Source organism: Kytococcus schroeteri, assembly GCF_002847825.1.
Classification (GTDB): domain Bacteria; phylum Actinomycetota; class Actinomycetes; order Actinomycetales; family Dermatophilaceae; genus Kytococcus; species Kytococcus schroeteri.
Map to the genome: position 1 here is coordinate 1 of NZ_PKIZ01000122.1, position 327 is coordinate 327.

The following is a 327-nucleotide window of genomic DNA, read 5'->3' on the forward strand; positions in this document are numbered from 1 at the left end:
GACTACCTCGGATACGGCGATTCAGGCCCCATGTCCTCCCCCTCCCAACGCACGCAGGTCTACCTGACCTGGAACGGTGGCACGGATTTTGAGCTGGCCGAGCCGCCGACCTTCCTCTGACCCCTGGCTCAGTCTCTAGTCCTGCTTAAATTCGCGGGCGATCAGCAGCTTCATAATCTCGTTCGTGCCGCCGTAGATGCGCTGCACGCGGGCATCCGTGTACATGCGGGAGATCGGGTACTCGCGCATGAAACCGTAGCCACCGAACAGCTGCAGACAGCGGTCCGCCACGGAGCTCTGCAGGTCGGAGGCCAGGTACTTAGCTGC

At 62.1% G+C, this 327-nt stretch carries 1 protein-coding gene; it reads right to left on the bottom strand.

The annotated features are described in order from the left end of the window. Positions 1-135: 135 nt before the first annotated feature. A partial coding sequence (locus CYJ76_RS11805; protein ID WP_269148637.1) for an acyl-CoA dehydrogenase family protein occupies positions 136-327 on the bottom strand: 192 nt, incomplete at its 5' end.